The following is a 14,998-nucleotide window of genomic DNA, read 5'->3' on the forward strand; positions in this document are numbered from 1 at the left end:
GCCTATGCGCGCGGTCCCTGCGACCCGCAGCCTGATCGGTCGCGCGGTGCATGACCCGATTGCCCTCGTGGGAGCAACCAGCGAATACGGTAATGACCGATGTTGGAAGGAAAGAGCCGAATCCGTGGCATCTGACGGTATGCTGCAGGCTCCACCCGGAGCGCGTGGCCACGGGATGCCTTGCCCATGTCAGACCCAAGCTCGAGGAGTGGCTATGGGGTCTGGGCAGGACAGTCGCGTCATAGTCACTGCGTCGTCGCGCAGATTTCTCCATTGGAACGGGATTTGGCCTTGACCAGTAAGTGAAGGCTAGTCACGAGGAGCAGCGACGCGACCGCCACCGCGGAGCAACCGCACGCCAGGCCGCAATTGAGATGCTCTCTCGTGTCCGAGAGCAGCGTCACGGGCCAAGGTGCTGGAGTACATCCAAAGACGCTGCGCGACGCTGTCGCGCAACGGCTCGATGGCGAGGCGAGAGGCTGGGTGCCTCAATCTGAATCGAAGCGGGGGGCCACAAGGCTCAGGGCAGAGCGCACGGAGCGCCAGTTCAGCGGCCATCGGTCCGGTAGGTAGGGGCTCCTGAACCAGCAGGCCCGCTCCGGCCAGGTATGGCGAGAATGGCGGCGATTGGACTCAATGTCACAGAGGGCGGCATCGCCACTAGAAGAATTCTCAACTGCCACCGCACACCGCCAGACAACTACGTTTGGAGCAACCCGGCTTCAAAGACGAAGCGTGAGGTGGGATTCTTCTTTGCCGTGCTGATGAAAAGCGAGTCACGTGCTCTTGTCATACCAACGTAAAAGAGCCTTCGCTCTTCAGCTTCGGAAGTCCCTTTCTCGTCAGGCAGCACGGTCTCCTCGACCCGAATTAGAACCACTGCGTCCCATTCCAAGCCTTTGGCAGAGTAAAGGGTGGTAAGAACAACGGCATCGTCAGGGCTTGCCCCGGCTGTTCAGCGCCGTGGGCCTCGCCCGCGAAACCTTGCGTCAGGAAGCGCCAGAACTCGCCAGGCGGGCCGATCACGTCATCATCGACGGCCCGCGCGCATCGCTGCACTGGCGCGCTCCGCGTTGCTGGCGGCCGAGCGCGTGCTGATTCCGGTACAGCCCAGCCCATACGACCTTGGGACCAGTGCCGAGATGGTGGCGCTGATCCGTGAGGCGCAGGTGTTCCAGCCTGCGCTGCGCGCAGCCTTCGTCATCGACCGGCGCGTGAGCACTACCATCATCGGCCGGAAAGCGCGGCAGTCGTTGGCCGAGCAGCCACTGCCGGCACCGCACGCCTGACCCTCGACGTCACGCCCGCCAGACGGGCACGCATCAAGGTGTCGGCCTTCACGCAGGGCGTGACCGTGCCCGACCTGTTGCGCGCGCTGCTGGAGCCCGCCGCATCCGCTGGCAAGCCAACGACTACGGCACGATCCGCCGGCAGCTCATGGCGGTGCAGGCTTGCACGCCGTTGGACCCCGTGCAGCGCATCCCCAGCGTGCAGCCGGGCGCGCGCCTGTTGCTGCACACCGAGGGAGAGAATCAGGTACGCGCCGTGATGGAACGCATCGACGGCATCGAGGCTGCACGTTGCCGTGCGTCTCATCGTGCCATCGGGCATGTCGTCTTGTTGCATGTCGCGGTATGGTTTGCCGCGCTCAGAGACGGCGCTTTTCGAGGCGAATATCGCCCTCACCAACATCTCGCTCATGTCCCCATCCGAGATGGCGATAGAAGCCAGCGGCACGACTTGTCTCGGCAGTTTCGAGCCACGCGAGAGCGTGCTTCGAGAACAAGACTTCCTCAGCCGCTTGCACCAGTTTTTTGCCAATCCCTTTGCCTTCGTGCGATGGCAGCACGAACGCTGCGAACAGCGATCCTTCGTTGGAATCAATCATCGAAAATCCAACGACTTGTGCGTTCTCGCACGCCACCCAGGCGCAGGGAGCACTGCGAATCATGTCCGTCACCGATGCCTCGGTGATTCCCATATCGGCCATCTCGGTTACGCTCAAGACGTTTTCATTGACCGAGGTCCGAACACGAAATATGTCCCCGACATCGGATGGTCGGGCCAATCTGATTTGAATAGGCATAGCAGTCTCCGAAACGCTGATCATAGCAGCGCAATCTCCGCAGAGATTGCGATCACCGTGACTGTCTTCGCCGCCGACTCGCTGTATGTTGCCGTGCATTGCATCGTGCTATCGGGCGTGTGGTGGGATTGCGCATGGCCGTGTCGTCGCGCGTGCAGCCCAGGTGTGTTCACGTTGCCTTCTCCTGTGCAGGCGCTTGCCTCGGACGCGCCCGGCCTGCGCCCGGAGCCACAGCGAAGGGCAAAGGCGGAAGGCAAGACAAAAGGGGGCGGCACCCGGTCGTCCGCAAAGCCAGTCGGCACGTGGGGGTGGTACGGCACGGAGCGGCTTGGCCACTGTGCCGCGTGGGGCGCGAGGCCCGCGCCAATGCAGGCATGTCCGCGTGCTTCGCACGACCGACTACGCTGCAACTTGGGCCAGAGCTTGCAGGGAGCGCAGCGATGATCGACCGCCGCGACGACGAATTCCGCATCCGCCACTGCGCCTCGAAGAACCGAGGCCAGGGCTTTATCTTCAAGGTGCTCAAACAGGCCGGCAAGGCCAGCAGCGGCAAGTCCTCGGTGTGCCGCCCTGCAGTTGCTGGCAGCCAGGGTGCTCCCGGTGGTCAGCGCCCTGGCTCACGCCTGGGGCGCTGCCACTCGGCGGCGCGCTTCGCGGGCGCGAAGCTGACGCCCACGTCGCTGCGCTGGCAAGCGATGGGCTGTACCGCGCCGACCACCACCTGGCCGTGGCGCAAGGCCAAGCCGTACCCGGCCGCGATCTGCAGAAGAAGGTTGTCGCCGCCCATGCCCGCCGACTCGAAGTCCTGCGCCGGGCCGGCATCGTGGAGCGAGTGGCCGAGGGGCTATGGAAGGTGCCGGTCGACCTGCCCGAGCGTGGCCGCCAGTACAACGCGCAGCGCCTGGCCGGTGTGGCCGTGGAGCTGAAATCGCATCTTCCTATCGAGCGGCAGGTCCGTGTGATCGGCGCCACCTGGCTCGACCAGCAGTTGATCGACGGTTGCCCGCTACATGCCTTTCCAGTGCATGGTTCGAGGGGGGACGCGGGGTGTTAATGTTCGAACCATTGACCGCTTCCTTGTTTCCTATTGTGCTTGGTCACAAGGGTGCACTGGTGATTCGTGACATCGCCTCACTTTGGGCTGTCCCTCTAGCTTTTTTTACCTGCCAGCAGCAGCCTTGAGTAGCCGCTGAAAAGTCGGACATTGCGCATGGTTAGCAGCGGGGCATTCTGCGGCATGACGCAAGCCTTGGCTCATGGTCCTTAGGCGCTTGATGGTCGCGTCAATGTTGTCGGCCTTGGCCAACAGCACCTCTCCGTCCACCCGCGGAGCACCATCGGAGGGGGGCATGGCGCGGATCTCGGCCAGCGAGAGGCCGCCGGCCTGCCAGGGTGCAATCAACGCTAACTGATCGAGCACGCCCGATGCAAAGCGCCGCCGCTCGCCCGCGGACCTGGTCGCCGTGATCAAGCCCTTCTTCTCATAGAACCGCACTGTCGCGGATGGCAGGCCCGTGCGTCGGGCAACTTCTGAAATATCCGTGTTGCATCCCTTGACTTGAAGTTGACTTCAACTTCTAGCATGCCTGCAGACGATGCTCTCATCAATGGAAAGGACAGAAAATGATATCGATGGGCGAGTTGATAAGGCTGGTTCTGATCGGGGTCGGCGCGACAGCCGTGATGGACGTGTGGTCAATGATCCAGAAGAGCTTGGGCATTCCTACGCTCGACTACGCAATGGTTGGCCGGTGGGCAGGCCATCTTTGTCGGGGCAGGTTCGCGCACGCCAGCATCGGCAAGGCCGCGCCGATACCGGGCGAGTTGTCCCTGGGGTGGGCGATTCACTACGCCGTTGGCATCGCGTTCGCGGTGTTGCTGGTAGGCATCTATGGCGCGGAATGGCTGCATGATCCCGTGTGGCTGCCCGCCCTGGCCGTGGGCACGGTGACTGTTGTTATCCCCTTCTTCGTGATGCAGCCCGCAATGGGCGCAGGAATTGCGGCATCTCGCACACCAACCCCTTGGAAAAATCGTCTGCGCAGCCTGCTGACGCATGCGATCTTTGGGGGCGGTCTTTATCTATCCGCAGCAGTGCTCAAGCTGGTGTGGGAATGAGTGGGGCACTTGGAAAAATTGTCATGAACGAAAACAAGAACGACGGGATTATTCCTGCTGCCGTCTATCTTCTTGCCCTTAGCCTTTTTGCGATGGGTACCGCCGAATTCTTGATGGGAGGCATTCTCCCAATGATCGCGGCTGATCTGCGCATCACGCTACCCACAGCAGGCACCCTAATTTCCGCGTTTGCGGTTGGCGCACTGATTGGTGGGCCGCCGTTCGCCGTCCTGGCGCTGCGCTGGCCTAGTCGCAGCACACTGTTCATCAGCCAAGTGGCTTTCATCGTCGCGACGGCACTCAGCCTGCTTGCACAAGGGTATTGGTCAATTCTTGTCGCGCGCTTCGCTATGGGTTTGGCGTACGCCTGCTTCTGGGCAGTTGCGGCGGCGACAGCCGTGCAACTCTCGCCTCCTGATCGCCGCGCCAAGGCGCTTTCCATTGTCGTCAGCGGCCTAACCGCTGCCATGGTTCTAGGTGGGCCAGTGGGCACGTTCATTAGCGATTCCACGGGCTGGCGCGGGGGATTCTGGGCTGTCGTGGCGGTGACTGCCGTGTCGGCGGTCTCCGGCCTCCTTGCGCTGCCAAAAAAAACACCTGGGGATGTTGTGGTGCCAGACCTCAAGACCGAGTTACGTGCAATGAAGCGCCCTGTTCTTTGGGTGGCATATGCCACGACGATGGTCACCACGGCCGCCTATATGGGCACGTTCGGCTATCTGGGGGCCTTGCTGCTCGACGTGAGCGGGTTGCCTGCTGAGTGGCTACCTGCCGTGCTGACATTGTTCGGCGTCGGCGCATTCATCGGGCTTACGATCGGCGGTCGAACCGCCGATCGTCATCAGTTCGCCACGCTTGTTACCGGCATCATTTGCCTCATTCTTGCCTCTGCGGCAATAGCGCTCTTGGCCTCACATTGGGTGGCGACAGTCACTTTGGTGCTCGTTCTTGGCTTCGCGGGCTTCCTGCTAAATCCGGCGGTATGGGGCCGCGTCTATGCGGTGGCACCGGATGCGCCAATGCTCGCGGGAGCAACGAATTCATCCGCATTTCAAGCCGGCCTAACGCTTGCCCCGCTGCTTGCGGGGCTTCCTATCAGTTTCGGCTATGGACTGTCGTCAGTTGGCTGGGTGGGGGCGGCAATAGGTGCTATTGCCCTTGGGTTGGCCGCTCTCGACACACGATTGAGCCACGCACATGAATCTGCTGGTGAACTTGCATAGATTTTCAATCAAGCGCGAGTTGGCAGGTCCTGCTTATGAATCCTTCCACGCCGAGTAGGTCAGCTCCTACTTCCTGGGAAGCGAAATCGAACCAGTTAATTAAATTAAACAGAATGCGAACTAGGTCAATATTTCATTACGCCACCCCGAATATATTTCATGTCATATTTGCATTTGCAATCATCTTATTTGGTGGGGTGGCGCGCGCTGATACTCATAAATTACCCGAAACCATCAAGTCGTCAGATACATCAAGGAATGTGGCGATGACTAAAAAGAAAATTGGAATTGTATTATTTAATGAGTTCGAGACACTTGATGTCTTCGGTCCAGTGGAGATGTGGGGTGATCTGCCAGATTATCAGGTCTTCATGGTTTCTCAGAATGGTGGCCTCGTAAAGTCAGCACAAGGCGTCGAAACGAACGCAACTTACTCATTCGACAATGCGCCTCAATTCGACATTCTTATGGTCCCCGGTGGAATGGGTGCCCGTAGAGAGGTTAACAATTCCGCCTTGCTAGAGTTCCTTCGTAGGCAAGACAAAAAAACTGAATGGACTACCTCCGTATGTACAGGATCGGCTATTCTGGCAAAGGCAGGAGTTCTTAAGGGCCGCCGTGCAACATCCAACAAATTGGCATATGAGTTCGCAACAAGCCAAGATCGTAGCGTGCTTTGGCAGGGAAGTGCACGTTGGGTTGTTGATGGAAAATACGTCACATCTTCGGGCGTCTCGGCCGGAACCGACATGGCTCTTGGTCTCGTAGAAATAATATATAACCGCCAGGTTGCCGAGAAAATCGCTCATGAAACTGAGTACATATGGAACGACAACGCGGCCACGGATCTCTTCTCGGTTGGGAAAAGCGATTGACATCCAGGGAGGGCCTCGCCAATGATGTGTTCTATCGTGCTCAATTGCGCGCCGTAGTACTGACGGGGTGCTTATCTAGGAAACATTGATCGAATGAAAGAAAATGACACTATTTGCCGAGTCCGTTCATCGATACTGGCGAGCGCTCTTTGTGGGTCGCACAATCTATCGAGACGACAAGTTGAGCATCGTCATCAACCCGCAGCTGGAGGATGACGAAGGCGTCACTATCCTCCACACGGTGAGCGACATGCACACTGCCGTGGCGTTGCTACCTGAAGCGGCGCAGTCTCTTGGCGCTATCGGAATTCCAGGTGAGGCCGGCGCGTTGACTGAGGCAAGGCTGCGTGAGGGTCTGGTGGAAATCGGCATTGTTATGCATGGCGCCGACAATCTCTACTATCTACCCAACGCAGCTCGTGATGCATGGCTGGCCGAACCGGAGCCCGATGATGTTCGCAGGTTGCGCGCTAACGATGCCTCGCTGTTTGCCGCATTCGAAAGTCGCGCCAGCGAGCAAGATCTTGAAGCTGCGCAGGTTGGCATTGATGACTGGGCTGTGTTTGGAGTGGTCGGCGAGGACAGCCGTCTTCTCAGCGCTGCGAGCATCTACCCCTGGGATGGCGCAGCCCTGGCCGACGTTGGCGTGCTGACCCTTGCTTCGGCACGCGGCAATGGGTATGCCACGCGTGTGCTACGAACCGTGGGCCGTCATGCCATGACCAACCGGCATGAACTTCAGTACCGTAGCCAGCTTGACAACCCGGCTTCCATTGCACTTGCCCAGGCGGCTGGGCTGGAACTGTTCGGGCGCTGGGAAGTACCTTCTCCAGATAGCCAGGAGTGAAAGGGATGAGGAGGGGCAGATGACCTCATCCATCGCGCTGAAACATCGTGTCGCGGTCTCCCCCGAAGTCTGCCTACCGGCGACGATCGCCGGTATTTCTTGGTGCCACGCCCACCGCGACGATATAGCGCTGCTTGTGGAAGTGGCTGCGGCAGATAGCTTTGAGTTCGACTTCGATGAGCCGGGAATCGATCCAGTGCAGGCCATTGCCTTTGACCTCCAGGGGCGCGCTGTGGCCTATGGACTGGTCGCCGCCAGCCGGAAATACGAAACGCTGGCCTGGGTCTCTCTTGAAGGAATGGTGCACTCTGAACACCGAGGAAAAGGCATAGGCTCAGTGTTGCTCAATTGGCAGCAGCGGCGCGGGCTTCGGATTCTGTCGGCAATCGACGCCGGTCTTCCCGCATTGCTGCAGTGAATGTCCGGGAAGGCATTGAGTCGGCCGGCCGGCTTCTGAAGTGAAAGGCCCGGGCGCCGACGGTGCCGAGGATGTGCTGGCATACGTCGTCTGCGCCGTGCCGCACAAAGACTGGCTGGCACGAGGCCGCGGCTTTGGCTACATCGAGGTCTTGGGCGTGCACCCGCGGGTGCGCGGCTTGGGTCTTGCTAGCGCCTTACTTGCGCGCACAATGCAGACCTTTCGCGACGAAGGCCTGGAGCTGGCGGTGCGCAATGTGGATGCCGAAAGCCTTACCGATGCCGGGGTGCTCTACGAGCGCCTGGGTTTTACAACCGTGCGCCGGTCGGTAACGCTGGCGAAGGAGTTTTGAACGTGGCGGCGACAGGAATGGACAGACTGGCGATTCGTCGTGCCAGCGAAGTTGATGCCCCAGCAGTGTTGCGGATCTTCGATGAAGTGATTGCTTGGTTTGTTGAAATGAGCAATGAGGGGCAATGGGGTAGCGAACCATGGTCGACTTTGCCCCAGCGGATTGCGCGAGTGACTGAAGCCTGTGCGCAGCCTGAGGCATGGGTAGCGGAAGACCAGGACGGCGGCATTCAGGCCGTATTAGTCTTGGGCGAGTCCATGCCCTATGTGCCTTCCGCGACCGAGCCGGAGGTCTATGTGAGAGTGCTGGTTGCCTCGCGTGATGCGCGGGTGCGCGGTGTCGGCCGGCGTCTGTTGGCCTTTGCCGATGACCGCGCCCGGGTTGCCGGGGTGAAGCGCTTGCGCGTGGATTGCTACGGCGGCGGGACAGGGGCTCTGGTGCGTTTCTATGAGTCCTGTGGATATGAGCGAATTTCAGCCTTCAACGTGGATGGTTGGCCAGGTCAATTGTTGGGACGTAGTCTGTGATGCGGTGCACCGTGGCGTTTTCCTGCGCAAGTGCCACCGCTCCCAAGCCAGGTCGGGCACATGATCGGCCATCTATTTCAGTGCTTCTTCTGCATAAGCCACTGGGTAGTGCTCCTTGGCATAGCTATCTACCGCCCCGCCGTCACAGATAGCGGCTTTGCGTTGCTGGACTGGATTGTTGCCGCGTTCTTCAGCCTGACGCTTTCCACGCTGGTCAGTGGGCTGCTCTTTAAGGTGCTGCTCACGAGCATGGCTAAGAAGATCCGTGACAAGGAACTCAAGGACATGTTTGCACCAAAGTGAGCGGCCTCCATATCCAAATCTCGCCCACCCGTCCGTTCAGTAGCCGTGCAACGAGGAGCACTACACACGCTTTCCACACCGGCGACGCTCGTCATTCCTTCCCACTCTGGAGTCTCATCTCGTGCTTCACGAACTAAACAAAGACAATTTCGATACCGCACTCAGCCGATCGCCTGGCGTATATGCCGTCCGCTTCTGGGCGGAATGGTGCGGCCCATGCCGAGTCATGGCCCCTGTCTTCAAAACGGTCGCCCAAGATATGCAAGGCAGAGCACAGTTTGGCGAGGTCGATCTTGACCGGTCGCCAGAGCTGGCGGTGCGCTATGGAGTGCAGAGCATTCCGACCGTGTTGCTGTTCAAAGAAGGTCAGGTGATCGATCGGATGACTGGAGCAGTCCCAAAGCACAACGTCGTGAATTTCATCAATAAGCACCTCGCCTGAGCATGGCACTGCATCGTCAACTCATCATTCTTGGTTCCGGCCCGGCTGGCTGGACCACCGAGGCGACAGGCTTGTTCGTGGCCATCGGCCATACCCCGAATGCAGGCCTGTTCGAGGGCCAGTTAGCCATGCATAACGGCTACCTACAGATTCGCTCTGGCCTGGCCGGAAATGCCACGCAGACCTCAGTGGAAGGTGTGTTCGCTGCGGGCGACGTGGCTGACCAAAACTACCGCCAGGCCATTACCTCGGCTGGCTTCGGCTGCATGGCGGCTCTGGATGCCGAGCGCTATCTGGATGCCTTGGGCACCGGATCCTGAAGCAAGAACAACTTCCAACCTTCTAAAAACCGCTCACGTCGGTGACCTCAAATGGCAGCAATTCCAGAACCAGCGTTCCTTACCCGTTACTTCGACCGTATCGGCTATCACGGCCTCGCGGAGCCTACACTCGACGTGCTACAGCGACTCCACCTACTGCATCCGCAATCTATTCCGTTTGAGAACATCGCGGCCTACACTGGCCAGGGCGTTCAGTTGGATCTGGACGCCATTTCCGAAAAATTGATCACGCGGCGGCGTGGCGGATACTGCTTTGAGCACAACACGCTGTTCCTTGCCGTATTGCGGAAGATTGGCTTTCATGTCACACCGCTCATCGCGCGTGTGCGCTGGCAAGTGCCGACGGAAGTGGAGACCGGATTGACACACATGCTACTACGCGTGGAACTGGAGGGCCGCAGTTGGTTCGTCGACGTGGCATTTGGATCAACGACGCAGACTGCTCCGCTCGAATTTCTGCTCGATATACCTCAAGCTACTCCACACGGTGTGTTTCGTATTGTCCAGGCAGGAGACGAACTGGGCCTAGAGTTCCAAACGCTCACGGGATGGCAGACTGTATATCTCTATACGCTCTCGCCCACAGCGGATATAGATTTCGAAATCGGCAACTGGTACACATCCACCCATCCTAAATCCGTCTTCCTCAATAATCTGCTTGTCAGCCGAACCCAGCCCAATGCTCGCGAACTGATGGTGAACGATACCTACACGCACCGTGACAATGAAGGCGAGCACCAGAAACATCGGTATACCGATGCCGGGGATTGGGCAGACTGTCTGCACAAACGCTTCGACCTCTACCTCCCCCCCGGTGAAGCGGCTAGCTTGTTCCAGCGCGTCACCGCGCACAGCCACGAGGCTGCCGCCGCCGAGCTTACTCCGCGCTGATCCTGTCGAATGATTTTTATTGCATAAATAGCGTTGGCAACTGGAGGCTCCTGGTAACAATTCGAACTGAATGTGCACGTTGTCGATACTTGGATGAACGAGCTAGCTGCATACCTGCTCAGACTTGCAGAAAAAGCCTTCGAAGCTGCCATAGAATTAAGCGATACATGGATTGCATGTTTGATGACTGCTGCGCCATTGATAGCCAAATTTGATGGTTGACCGAGCATGGGTGCATGGCTTCATCAGCCGAAAACACCCGCACTCAAGCAGTCGATGAAGGCGCGCAGCTTGGGTGACAAGTCTCGGCTGGCTGGCCAGACCACCCATATTTCGCCACTCTTGTCGGTGCAGCCATCCAAAATGGTTTGCAACTCTCCGGTGCGTAGATGCTCTGCCACCATAAAGTCCGCCAGACAGGCGATGCCCTGGCCGCGCAAGGCCAAATGGATTCGCATTTCCACACTGTTGCAGATCAGTGTGCGCGGAGGGTCAGGCAGGTCGTCGTCCGCTGTGCGTGGCAGCGGCCATTTCTCAAGCCGGCCTGTACTTGGAAAGCGGTAGTGCAGGCAGGCATGGGCTTGCAGGTCGGCAGGTTGCTGAGGCCGTCCGTGTGTCTCGAGATACTTAGGGCCGGCGACCAGTACTCGCCGGAACGTCCCTAGACGGCGCCGCTTAAGTCCTGAATCGGCCAGGGTGCCGGCTCGCACGGCGGCATCGAAGCCGTCGCCGATGACATCCACCAGGCGATCCGAGAAGTCCAGATCGAGTTCCACCGCCGGATAGCGCTGCATGAAGTCAGCAATGACCGGCTCGAACAGGCCACTGTAGCGAGGCAGGCTGATGCGTAGCTTGCCGTGTGGCATTTCACTGGCTTGGGACATCTCCAGTTCTGCCGCCTCGACTTCACTCAGGATACGCCGGCAGCGTTCGAGAAATCTCTTTCCTTCGGCGGTCAGCGCTAATGTGCGTGTGCTGCGGTGGAGCAAGCGCACGCCTAGGCGTTCTTCCAGGCGCGCCATGGCTTTACCCACGGCCGATGGCGAAACACCTAGTTCGCGCGCCACGGCCGAGAAGCCAAGGCGTTCTGCCACGCGCACGAATACGCCAATACTTCCAAGGTTATCCATCATGGTGTCGATTCACTTGAGAAATTTTTTCCAAAGTATTAATAACTGTAGCGTGTTTTTCTTTTTGTCGCCTCAGCTTAAGCTGCTGAAAACCCCCGTTGCATCGCATGTCGTCCCCCGTCTGCAGGTGTCCATCGGGCACCTGTAACCCGTGTGAGAGAAGAGAACCATGCCTTCGATTGCCTCTTCGCCCGCGACGCGCTGGCTTCAGTTACTTTCCGCGTGCCTGACGGGCCTCTTGATTCCGCTTTGCTTTACCGGCCCTGCCGTCGTGCTGCCCGCGATCAGCCATGAACTGGGCGGCAGCGCTGCGCAACTGAGTTGGATCATGAATTCCTACATCCTCAGTTATGGCGGAGCCATGATGGTGTCGGGCAGCCTGACCGACATTTATGGACAGCGGCGCATCTGGTTGATCGGGCTAGCGTGGTTCTGTGCGTTCACTTTCGCCATCCCGTTTATGCCGTCTGTGGTGTGGATGGACGTGCTGCGCCTGTTCCAAGGAGTGGGCGGTGCAGCGGCGTTCGCTGCAGCCATGTCGTCGCTGGCGCCGCTTTTTGACGGTCAGGCACGTGCCCGCGCTTTCAGTCTGCTGGGAACGACTTTTGGTCTGGGACTGTCTTTCGGCCCCTGGTTTTTTGGCTGGATGGTCGAAGTCAGTACTTGGCAGGGTGTCTTCTATGTGACCGGGGCCCTCGGCGTACTAGGCCTTGGGCTGGTGGCGATCAGCACCCCACACGCACGGGCAGCGGCTAATGGTTCCCTGGATTGGCCTGGCGCGATCAGTTTTACGCTGGCTCTCGGCCTGTTTACCTATGGCATGTTGCTGATACCGGAGAGGGGCTGGCTAGATACAGTCGTCATCGGCGCATTGTTGGCTTCGGGGGGCACATTTGTCGGATTCATCCACATCGAACGACGAGTCGCACGGCCCATGATTGATTTGCGCTTTTTCCGCGATCCCGGATTCATCGGCGTGCAGGCGCTGGCCGCGTCGCCTGCCTTCCTATTCATTGTGCTGATCGTGATGTTGCCAGGGCGCTTCATCGGCACCGACGGCTATGGCGCATTGCAGGCAGGACAGATGATGGTCTGGCTGGCAGCCCCTTTGCTCGTCGTGCCGTTTCTGGCGGCGCTGCTCACGCGCTGGTTTACGCCCGGCACCCTGTCCAGTGCAGGTCTGTTGCTTGTGGCCGGCGGTTTGATCTGGCTGGCGCATGGGTTCTCCGTGGGCGGTGGTCAGGAGGTGCGCTTGCCTTTACTGCTCATCGGCATCGGTATCGGTCTGCCGTGGGGCCTGATGGACGGGATGGCCGTCAGTGTGGTGTCACCGGAACGGGTTGGCATGGCGACGGGCATTTTCAACACCGTGCGCGTATCCGCCGACGGTGTCGCGATCGCCATCGTTAGCGTCTTGCTCGCGACCTTGATCCAGCACAGTTTGGCCCTGGAGGCCGCGATCTTCCCGCAGACGGTGGTGCTGGAAGCCGCAGGCCGGGCTGCGCTCGGTGAGTTGCACGCGGCAGCATCGCTCTTGCCAGGCTTGGAAGGACAGTTGGCGCAAAGCTATGCGACCTCGTTCGTGACTGTTTTGCATGCTCTGGCCACGCTGGCAGCCGTGACCGCTGGCGCCGTATTCGTATTGTTGAGAAGGCAACGTGCCACCACCCACACAACCTCAGCGGAGCCGTGAAATGGAGCTTTGCCATCTTCGCTGCTTCCTCGTCGTTGCCGAAGAGTTTCACTTCGCCCGTGCCGCAGGCGTAGGCGCAACGAACCTTACTAGTTTTCAAGGCTGAATATAAGACACGCCGCAGCGCGCTCGCGCCTGCGGCGTTTTTACTGAGTTCTTCACAGCCTGAAATGATGCTTCTTTCATCATCTCTTAGATAGCTCCAGCCATTCCCTGTAAGTGATGCGGCTAATATGCTCTCTCCGATAGTCCTGCAGGAATTGGTTATATTTATTTTCTTCAGTGTGATGATGGCGGAAGCCGCATTTCGACTGGGCGGAATAGGACTGGATGTTGCTATCAAAGTAACCACACCAGAGCGCCTTGAGATTCAGGGTATCAAAGGCGTGCCGCATCACTTCACGCACTGCTTCCGGGATAAGGCCTTTGCCCCAATATGGCACGCCGATCCAGTATGCGATTTCCCCTTCCTGCTCACTGATCTCGAAATTGCTGTTGCCACCTATGAGAATTCCGATGCAACCAACTGCACGACGATTCTCCTTTAGCTCGACCGCGTAGACCTCAGGGTGATTGAAGATCGTTCGGATGATATCGGCACTTTCCTCAACGCTGGTGTGCGGCGGCCAACCGGCGATGGGGCCAACTCGGTCGTCTTTGGCATATTCGTACAGATCAGCGGCATCTGTGTCTTGCCAGGGGCGAAGTAGTAGTCGGTTTGTCTCAAGTCTCATGTCTTGTACTCATTTTCGGGTGTTTCGATGGGACAGAGTACTGGGAAATACGTCACCGATACATGTCAGTACCTCGGCATTTTCGGTACTTTTCGAAACCTCCATCGTGAACTGCGGTACGCTTACTGCTTTTGTATGTTGCAGCGCAGAGACACTATGCATCACATTCCGAAACTGCTTGCTTCTGACGATTCGATACGGACGGGGGAAACCACGCTAGCCGAAGGGCTAGGGGTACCGCTTTCTTTCGGCAGTGCGTACTTGACACTGCTAATCTGCCTATCCGGGAGCGCCTATTTCACCCTTAACTTCAAAGAGCATGCGGTCAGGCGCGATGATGTGATGGTGCTGGCTGAAGACTCCATCGCCTTGCTCAAGCGCCGCTCGCGTCGCTTCAAGATATTTTTCTGCCTGATGCGGAAAGACTTTGCCGCGGAAGTCGCCTACCAACTGCCTAACCCCTTGTTCGTATTTCTTCATGACCATCCTCATTGCGTTCCAGCCACGGACGACAAACCGCTGATAGGGGGGTGGATGGCGCAGGTGCGGGATATCGCGCAGTGCTGCCCGACCTACCAGCGCATCATGCTGCGCAATCAGTTGCAGAACTTCTTTCTAAAGATTGCAGAGAAGATTCCAGCCGAACACAAAGGAAGCAGGGAGTACAGCCGCAAGGAAATTCTCAGTTGGCGTTTCTGGGAATTGGTAGGCAAGCAGTGCGCGCAGTACCGGGATGTGAAGTTCTATGCCGATTCGCTCAATATCACGCCGTTCTACTTGTCACAGCTAACTAAAGAGTTTTTCAATGACACACCCAAAGGTCTGATAGATCGACAGGTGACCTTGGAGATCAAGGCTCTTCTCTCTTACAGTGATCTAGCGATCGGTCAGATAGCGGACGAGCTTCACTTCGCGGACCCATCCTATTTATGTCGCTATTTCAAGCGTCAAACGGGAGTTTCGCTTTCCCGCTATCGCAGACATGAGCAGGAGAAGATCGGTCAGGATTGACCGGTAC

General features: G+C 58.5%; 17 protein-coding genes and 6 pseudogenes. 18 read left to right on the forward strand and 5 right to left on the reverse strand.

What is annotated here, in order from left to right; translation table 11 throughout:
- Positions 1-700: 700 nt before the first annotated feature.
- A pseudogene (locus P3W85_RS32990) lies at positions 701-934 on the reverse strand (3'-5' exonuclease); the annotation flags it as partial.
- Between P3W85_RS32990 and P3W85_RS32995 the strand changes: the two are divergent.
- The 3 pseudogenes from P3W85_RS32995 to P3W85_RS33005 all read left to right on the forward strand — a co-directional run.
- Positions 922-1,286, forward strand: a pseudogene (locus P3W85_RS32995) (AAA family ATPase); the annotation flags it as partial. The pseudogenes P3W85_RS32990 and P3W85_RS32995 overlap by 13 nt on opposite strands.
- Positions 1,277-1,384 (forward strand): annotated as a pseudogene (locus P3W85_RS33000) (chromosome partitioning protein ParB); the annotation flags it as partial. The pseudogenes P3W85_RS32995 and P3W85_RS33000, both read left to right, overlap by 10 nt.
- A gap of 5 nt (positions 1,385-1,389) precedes the next feature.
- Positions 1,390-1,575: pseudogene (locus P3W85_RS33005) on the forward strand (DUF2840 domain-containing protein); the annotation flags it as partial.
- A gap of 73 nt (positions 1,576-1,648) precedes the next feature.
- On the opposite strand, the gene P3W85_RS33010 reads toward P3W85_RS33005, so the two are convergent.
- Positions 1,649-2,086: a GNAT family N-acetyltransferase gene (locus P3W85_RS33010; protein ID WP_276267851.1), complete on the reverse strand. Its 438-nt coding sequence runs from the start codon at positions 2,084-2,086 to the stop codon at positions 1,649-1,651.
- A 658-nt stretch (positions 2,087-2,744) separates the two neighbouring features.
- Between P3W85_RS33010 and P3W85_RS33015 the strand changes: the two are divergent.
- Positions 2,745-3,086: pseudogene (locus P3W85_RS33015) on the forward strand (DUF3363 domain-containing protein); the annotation flags it as partial.
- A 159-nt stretch (positions 3,087-3,245) separates the two neighbouring features.
- Here P3W85_RS33015 and P3W85_RS33020 read toward each other — a convergent pair.
- On the reverse strand, positions 3,246-3,581 hold the full coding sequence (locus P3W85_RS33020; RefSeq protein ID WP_346430308.1) for a MerR family DNA-binding protein: 336 nt from the start codon (positions 3,579-3,581) through the stop codon (positions 3,246-3,248).
- A gap of 128 nt (positions 3,582-3,709) precedes the next feature.
- Here P3W85_RS33020 and P3W85_RS33025 point away from each other — a divergent pair, with 128 nt between their 5' ends.
- The 12 genes and pseudogenes from P3W85_RS33025 to P3W85_RS33080 all read left to right on the forward strand — a co-directional run bounded on the left by P3W85_RS33025 (position 3,710) and on the right by P3W85_RS33080 (position 10,645).
- Complete coding sequence (locus P3W85_RS33025) at positions 3,710-4,204, forward strand: DUF2938 domain-containing protein (RefSeq protein WP_276267852.1); 495 nt, start codon at positions 3,710-3,712, stop codon at positions 4,202-4,204.
- Between the two features lie 23 nt (positions 4,205-4,227).
- Positions 4,228-5,427 (forward strand): MFS transporter, encoded by a 1,200-nt coding sequence (locus P3W85_RS33030; RefSeq protein WP_276267853.1) that lies wholly within the window; start codon positions 4,228-4,230, stop codon positions 5,425-5,427.
- 266 nt (positions 5,428-5,693) lie between these two features.
- On the forward strand, positions 5,694-6,302 hold the full coding sequence (locus P3W85_RS33035; protein WP_276267854.1) for a DJ-1/PfpI family protein: 609 nt from the start codon (positions 5,694-5,696) through the stop codon (positions 6,300-6,302).
- Between the two features lie 103 nt (positions 6,303-6,405).
- Positions 6,406-7,149, forward strand: a complete 744-nt coding sequence (locus P3W85_RS33040) for a GNAT family N-acetyltransferase (RefSeq protein ID WP_017229102.1) — start codon at positions 6,406-6,408, stop codon at positions 7,147-7,149.
- A 19-nt stretch (positions 7,150-7,168) separates the two neighbouring features.
- A complete protein-coding gene (locus P3W85_RS33045) occupies positions 7,169-7,567 on the forward strand; it encodes a GNAT family N-acetyltransferase (protein WP_276267855.1) in 399 nt (132 codons plus the stop codon).
- Between the two features lie 40 nt (positions 7,568-7,607).
- Positions 7,608-7,919 carry a GNAT family N-acetyltransferase gene (locus P3W85_RS33050; protein WP_276267856.1) on the forward strand — a complete coding sequence of 104 codons (312 nt, stop codon included), beginning with the start codon at positions 7,608-7,610 and terminating at the stop codon, positions 7,917-7,919.
- Between the two features lie 17 nt (positions 7,920-7,936).
- Positions 7,937-8,446: a GNAT family N-acetyltransferase gene (locus P3W85_RS33055; RefSeq protein WP_276267857.1), complete on the forward strand. Its 510-nt coding sequence runs from the start codon at positions 7,937-7,939 to the stop codon at positions 8,444-8,446.
- Between the two features lie 30 nt (positions 8,447-8,476).
- A complete protein-coding gene (locus P3W85_RS33060; RefSeq protein WP_276267858.1) occupies positions 8,477-8,749 on the forward strand; it encodes a DUF1360 domain-containing protein in 273 nt (90 codons plus the stop codon).
- 121 nt (positions 8,750-8,870) lie between these two features.
- Entirely contained in the window at positions 8,871-9,191 is a 321-nt protein-coding gene (gene trxA, locus P3W85_RS33065) for a thioredoxin (RefSeq protein ID WP_276267859.1), read from the forward strand.
- Between the two features lie 68 nt (positions 9,192-9,259).
- Positions 9,260-9,511 (forward strand): annotated as a pseudogene (locus P3W85_RS33070) (FAD-dependent oxidoreductase); the annotation flags it as partial.
- A 60-nt stretch (positions 9,512-9,571) separates the two neighbouring features.
- Positions 9,572-10,423 carry an arylamine N-acetyltransferase family protein gene (locus P3W85_RS33075; RefSeq protein WP_430869669.1) on the forward strand — a complete coding sequence of 284 codons (852 nt, stop codon included), beginning with the start codon at positions 9,572-9,574 and terminating at the stop codon, positions 10,421-10,423.
- Positions 10,424-10,516: 93 nt separating this feature from the next.
- Positions 10,517-10,645 carry a hypothetical protein gene (locus P3W85_RS33080; protein WP_276267861.1) on the forward strand — a complete coding sequence of 43 codons (129 nt, stop codon included), beginning with the start codon at positions 10,517-10,519 and terminating at the stop codon, positions 10,643-10,645.
- A gap of 23 nt (positions 10,646-10,668) precedes the next feature.
- Here P3W85_RS33080 and P3W85_RS33085 read toward each other — a convergent pair whose 3' ends face one another.
- Positions 10,669-11,553 carry a LysR family transcriptional regulator gene (locus P3W85_RS33085; RefSeq protein WP_276267874.1) on the reverse strand — a complete coding sequence of 295 codons (885 nt, stop codon included), beginning with the start codon at positions 11,551-11,553 and terminating at the stop codon, positions 10,669-10,671.
- Between the two features lie 169 nt (positions 11,554-11,722).
- Here P3W85_RS33085 and P3W85_RS33090 point away from each other — a divergent pair, with 169 nt between their 5' ends.
- A complete protein-coding gene (locus P3W85_RS33090; RefSeq protein WP_276267862.1) occupies positions 11,723-13,246 on the forward strand; it encodes an MFS transporter in 1,524 nt (507 codons plus the stop codon).
- Positions 13,247-13,431: 185 nt separating this feature from the next.
- On the opposite strand, the gene P3W85_RS33095 is transcribed toward P3W85_RS33090, so the two are convergent.
- Positions 13,432-13,980, reverse strand: a complete 549-nt coding sequence (locus P3W85_RS33095; RefSeq protein WP_017229092.1) for a GNAT family N-acetyltransferase — start codon at positions 13,978-13,980, stop codon at positions 13,432-13,434.
- A gap of 156 nt (positions 13,981-14,136) precedes the next feature.
- Between P3W85_RS33095 and P3W85_RS33100 the strand changes: the two genes are divergently transcribed.
- Complete coding sequence (locus P3W85_RS33100) at positions 14,137-14,991, forward strand: helix-turn-helix domain-containing protein (protein ID WP_017229091.1); 855 nt, start codon at positions 14,137-14,139, stop codon at positions 14,989-14,991.
- The last annotated feature ends 7 nt before the right edge of the window (positions 14,992-14,998 follow it).

This window comes from Cupriavidus basilensis, from assembly GCF_029335485.1.
Classification (GTDB): Bacteria; Pseudomonadota; Gammaproteobacteria; order Burkholderiales; family Burkholderiaceae; genus Cupriavidus; species Cupriavidus basilensis_E.